Below are 5439 nucleotides of genomic sequence, written 5' to 3' on the forward strand. Positions count from 1 at the left end.
ATATCATTTATAAGAAACTAATATTTTATTTATTATATTTATTTTTATATTTGTTTTTCTTCTCTTACTTGTTTATTCTCAACTTTATCTATAAGCCATTGACCATTTTCTTGTATAACGATAAATTCCATATATTCTTTTCTAGATTTAGTTATTTCGCCTTCTTTTATGTTACTTTGAACGATTATGCCTACTCTATACTTTCCGCCTTCATCTTTCATGTTATCTTTAGTATATCCGATAACTTCTGTAGTTTTGTTTGAGCTTTGAGCAAGTGTATTAACTAATTCATTATGTAATTCACCTTCTGGAGTTATAAAGTTTTGTAAATAAGATATATCTCCTTTATTTGATGCATTTGCATAATTAGCCCAGTACTCTTTTATAACTGTATCAACTTGACTATTTAAATTTAAATTTTCATTATTGTCGTCTTTTTGTATAGTTATATTAATATTGTATATTTCATCTCTATTATATAATATTCTAAGAGTAGTAGAACCTTCTTCTTTAGCTGATATTTTGCATTTATTTTGGTATCCAGATATATTAGCTAAACTAGTGTCATCAATTGAGTAAGATAATAAATCATTATTTATATCTTTACCTTTTAAAGTTACTGATATTTCAGCTTCGTTATTTAGTTTTAATATATATCCGCTGTTTTCTTTTTCCATATTAGTTACTTGGATTTTGTCTATAGCTATAGCATTATTTTCGTCGCTATCTCCATTAATATCACTAAAGCCTATATCTATACTTTCTATTTTTTCTCCACCGTAATATACATTTATCGTCGTATTTCCATTTGACATTCTTATCAATTCACATTTATTATATGCGATTTTTCTATAAGTACAAATAGATGGATCATCTAATGCGTAAGATACCTTTTTTTCATCTATTTTACCAGATTTACTGCCTTCTAGCGTAACTGTTAATGTAACATCTTTTCCTTCATCAAATGTATATATATCATTTTGTAATTCGTATTTTTCACTAAATTCTATATTCGATACACTTACATCTCCTGGGTCTGATAATAATTTATATCCAAAATATCCTGCTACTAATAATATTGGTATTAATAAAATCCATAAAAATCTCAGCTTACTTTTCTTTTTACCTTGTGGATAATCATCCTCATCATAATATTCTTCGTCTTCATCATCATAAGCTAGTTCATCTTCTTGTATGTTATGAATTTCTTCACTACTTGCTATATCTTCAGCTAATATTGATTGTTTGCTTTGTATAGATTTATCTTGTGATATTTTTTCATTTCTTTTTACTTCATATTCACTTAAGTTATCTATTTCTATATCACTCCAACCTAAAGCATACGATATATTATCTAGAATATAGTCCTTTCTTAGACCAGTAATATAATATTTTTCAAATATTTCTGTTGCCTTTTCTAAAATTTCTTGTCTACTTTGGTCATCTGAGCTCTTTCCTTCAACAAAGACTTTCATAATTCCTGAATTAATCGAATCTATTATCCAATTTATCTCAATTTCAGATTGAGGAATTAAATCTGCTAAAATAGCTTCTACCTTTCCGGGATTTAAAAGTGTATTTTTTCCAAAGTTATCAACTATATATCTTAGTGCTAAACTTAAGTTTCTTGCTTTTATGGTTTCCGCCATATTTTTTTATCAACTCTCTCTCTTTTATTTTCTAATTTATATTATTACACAAATAGATATTTTTTGCTATATTGACAAATTTTAAATTCTAACTATATAAAAATTTGTATAAAATAAAACTAGCCTGTATTGTTTTATACAAGCTAGTTTTATTTATCAAATTATAAAAATATAATTAACTTATTTTAAATGGTATTACAGAGTTTAGAAGCCTTTGAGCATATTCATTTTCTGCAAATGCTAATCTATCACTTGAAATCTTTTCTACTATATTTCCTTGATATAAAAATAAAACTTCATCACATAAATTGGCAACTGCTTGTAAGTCATGCGCAATAAATAAATATGTCATATCCAATTCTTTTTTCAAGTCTTTTAACAGATCTAAGACTTGGGCTTGTATAGATACATCTAATGCACTTATCGCCTCATCTAATACTAAAATTTTAGGTTTTGTAGCTATAGCTCTTGCTATGCATACACGTTGTAGTTGGCCACCACTTAATTCATGAGGATATCTATGTATTAAATTTGCTGATAATCCTACTTTTTCAAGTAATTCTACAACTACATTATCTAAATTTTCAGTTTGACGTAAGGCAACTAGCGGCTCTGCAATAACTTGCTTTATTGTAAATTTAGGATTTGCAGATGATGTATAATCCTGAAATACTACAGTCATTTTCCCTGGATTTTCTTTTATCCACGATTTAACCGATTTTCCTTCTATAGTAATTGAACCTTCATTTGGTTTTTCAAGGCCTAAAATTAAACGACTTAGTGTACTTTTCCCACTTCCACTCTCTCCAATTAATCCTATACATTGACCTTCTTCTATTTCAAAATCTATTCCTTTTAATACATGTAATTTATCTTTTTTGAAAAATCCTCCACCTATTTTAGAATAGCTTTTATGAATTCCTTTGACTTGTATCATCTTACATTACCTCCTCTTTTTTCATAGATTGTATAAATGATTCTGTAAGATGAACACGAGTGTCTATTAAGTACTTAGTATATTCATTTTCTGGATTTCTAAATACTTTTTGTGCAGATCCACTTTCAACACAAATTCCGTCTTTCATAACCAAAATCTCTGTCGCTAAATGTTGAACAACACCTAAGTCATGTGATATAAAAATAAGCGATGTTTGAGTAAGTTCTCTAAGTCTTATAAATTCCTCTACGACTTCCTTTTGATTTATTGAATCCAATGCAGTCGTTGGCTCATCAGCAATTATTATATCTGGTTTCATCGCTAAAGCTATAGCAATCATACATCTTTGTAACATTCCACCTGAAATTTGGTGAGGATATTTTAATATAACTTGTTCTGGTTCTCTAATTAACATTTTTTCTAAGGAACTTATAGCTAAATTTTTAGCTTCTTCTTTTGATAAACCTAAATTTTCTACAAATGTCTCTATCATTTGATATCCAATTGTATAAAGTGGGTCAAATGAAGTCATAGCGTCTTGAGGTATCATACATATTCTTTTTCCTCTTATTTTTCTTAATGTATTACCTTTTAATCCAACTAACTCTTGTCCATCAAATAAAGCACTCCCTGTTATTTTAAGCCAAGGATTAGTAAGACCTAATATAGCCTTTACCGTCATGGATTTTCCACTACCACTCTCTCCGACTATTCCAAGACAAGAATTCTTTTTTAATATAAAATTATTTTTCTCAACAACTACTTCTCCATTTTTTGAATCAGTTATAGTCAAATCTTTCACTTCTAACAAATTCATTATTCATTCACCGCCTTTTTCTTATAACTTGAATGTTTTGGATTGAATGCATCTTGTAGACAATCTCCAAAGAAATTAAATACTGCTACAACTGTTAATATGGCCACACCAGGTATCATCATTTGACTTGGATGTAACATAAGTACAGTTTTCGCCTCATTTAGCATCATTCCCCACTCAGCTGTAGGTGGTTGAACACCAAGACCCAAGAATGACATAGCTGATATATTAAGTATGATTCCACCTACATCTAATGTAGCAAGAACTGCAATTTCGCCTAATGTAGCTGGTAATATGTGTTTTGTTATAATATGACAAGTACTACAACCTGCAACTTTTGAGAATCTTATATAGTTTTTGTCATTATATTGTATAACTATAGATCTTATCATTCGTGTATACCATGCCCATTTTGCTATAATTGTTGCTATAACAAGGTTTTGCATACCTATGCCTAAAACTCCAATTATAGAAAGAATCATAACTTCACTTGGAAAAGATAGCATTATATCACAAATTCTCATTATAACTTCATCTACCCAACCTCTAAAGAATCCTGATATAATACCTAATACACTTCCGATAAATATAGTAATTGCCATTGTATATAATGAAACAAAAATAGTTGTTCTCGCTCCATACATCATTCTAGACAACATACATCTTCCTAATTGGTCCGTTCCTAGAGGATATGCAGCAGACATCGCTGCAAATTTATTAGTTACATCAATTTCTGCCGGGTCATGCGGAGCTAAAACAGGAGCCCCTATAGCAACTATAACAAAAGCTGCTATAACTATCATACAAAATACTGCTATTTTATCTGAAAATAATCGTTTTAATACTGACATCTCTTTACTCCTTTCTCATTCTAGGGTCAATAGCCACAGAGAAAATATCTACTAATAAGTTACATATTACGAATAATACTGCCATTAAAAGTATATATGCTTGTATTACTGGAAAATCACGATTGAATATTGCATCTACGCATACCCTTCCTACTCCAGGCCATGCAAATATATTTTCTACTATTACTGTCCCTGCTATAAGCTTAGGAATAGACATACCTAAAGCTGTTAAAGATGATTGTAAAGAGTTTTTAAATATATGTTTTATTATAGTTGTTTCTTTAAGTCCTCTTATCCTAGCATAATAAACATAGTTTTCATGCTTATTTTGTACCATGTTATTTCTTATAAGTCTTACATAAGTTGAAATATAAGAAAGTGCCAAGGTTATCGCTGGAAGAACTATAGAGCTAGGTCTTTCCATACCACTAGTTGGGAATAAATTCAGTTTTACTGAAAAAATCCAAATTAATAAAAGACCTACCCAAAAACTCGGCATAGCTGTTCCAACAAAAACTAACGCTCTTGCTAATTTATCTCCAAATGACCCTTCATATACAGCACAAAGTATTCCTACTAATACACTAAAAACTATTGTAATTAATAATGCTAAAAGAGCTAATTTTATAGTATTGGGAATAGCTTGTCCTATTAAAGTTGCAACTGGTTTATTATTAACGTAACTATTGCCAAAATCCCCTTGTAAACTATCAGTTAACCAAGTTACATACCTTTCTATATAAGGTTTATTAGTTCCCAATTGTTCTTCCATAGCCCTTACTGCTTCTTCTGTTGGAACTATTTCATTTACACGAAGTGCAACCTCAGCAGGATTACTAGGACTTAAACTTATAAGAGCAAACGATAAAAATGAAATTCCTATTAAGATAGGTATTACTGTTGCTAATCTTTTTAATATGTAATCTCTCATATTATCCCTTTCCATAATATATATAATTTTTTAGGTAAATTTATTTAAATATAAGCAAAAAAGATAGCAATTAGCTTTTCCAATTATTATTTAAATATTTTCTATTTAATATAATTTTTCTAATTAATAATAAATAGAAGGGATTATAAAAATCCCTTCTTCAATACCATTTAATGCTGTCTTATTTTTTAGTCTTGTTCAAAATACATTTTTTCAAATGGTATTTCATATTGTGATGGGTTAAATGTTACACC

General features: G+C 29.1%; 5 protein-coding genes. All 5 read right to left on the reverse strand.

All coding sequences use genetic code 11. The annotated features are described in order from the left end of the window. Nucleotides 1-44: 44 nt before the first annotated feature. A complete protein-coding gene (locus RDX53_RS13610) occupies nt 45-1649 on the reverse strand; it encodes a hypothetical protein (protein ID WP_195930745.1) in 1605 nt (534 codons plus the stop codon). Between the two features lie 175 nt (nt 1650-1824). Beyond that, complete coding sequence (locus RDX53_RS13615) at nt 1825-2586, reverse strand: ABC transporter ATP-binding protein (RefSeq protein WP_195930746.1); 762 nt, start codon at nt 2584-2586, stop codon at nt 1825-1827. A gap of 1 nt (nt 2587) precedes the next feature. After that, nucleotides 2588-3403 carry an ABC transporter ATP-binding protein gene (locus tag RDX53_RS13620; protein WP_195930747.1) on the reverse strand — a complete coding sequence of 272 codons (816 nt, stop codon included), beginning with the start codon at nt 3401-3403 and terminating at the stop codon, nt 2588-2590. Next, a complete protein-coding gene (gene opp1C / locus RDX53_RS13625; protein ID WP_195930748.1) occupies nt 3403-4254 on the reverse strand; it encodes a nickel/cobalt ABC transporter permease in 852 nt (283 codons plus the stop codon). Before opp1C ends, RDX53_RS13620 begins: the two co-directional genes overlap by 1 nt. 4 nt (nt 4255-4258) lie before the next feature. After that, nucleotides 4259-5185 carry a nickel/cobalt ABC transporter permease gene (gene opp1B, locus RDX53_RS13630; protein WP_307994340.1) on the reverse strand — a complete coding sequence of 309 codons (927 nt, stop codon included), beginning with the start codon at nt 5183-5185 and terminating at the stop codon, nt 4259-4261. Nucleotides 5186-5439: the final 254 nt, after the last annotated feature.

Source organism: uncultured Intestinibacter sp. (genome assembly GCF_902468165.1).
Taxonomy (GTDB): domain Bacteria; phylum Bacillota; class Clostridia; order Peptostreptococcales; family Peptostreptococcaceae; genus Intestinibacter.

What these genes read in the sequence shown, in the direction of transcription:
- RDX53_RS13620 (WP_195930747.1), bottom strand. Translation starts at nt 3,403, where the DNA reads ATGAATTTGTTAGAAGTGAAAGATTTGACTATAACTGATTCAAAAAAT.
- RDX53_RS13610 (WP_195930745.1), bottom strand. Translation starts at nt 1,649, where the DNA reads ATGGCGGAAACCATAAAAGCAAGAAACTTAAGTTTAGCACTAAGATAT.
- opp1C (WP_195930748.1), bottom strand. Translation starts at nt 4,254, where the DNA reads ATGTCAGTATTAAAACGATTATTTTCAGATAAAATAGCAGTATTTTGT.
- RDX53_RS13615 (WP_195930746.1), bottom strand. Translation starts at nt 2,586, where the DNA reads ATGATACAAGTCAAAGGAATTCATAAAAGCTATTCTAAAATAGGTGGA.
- opp1B (WP_307994340.1), bottom strand. Translation starts at nt 5,185, where the DNA reads ATGAGAGATTACATATTAAAAAGATTAGCAACAGTAATACCTATCTTA.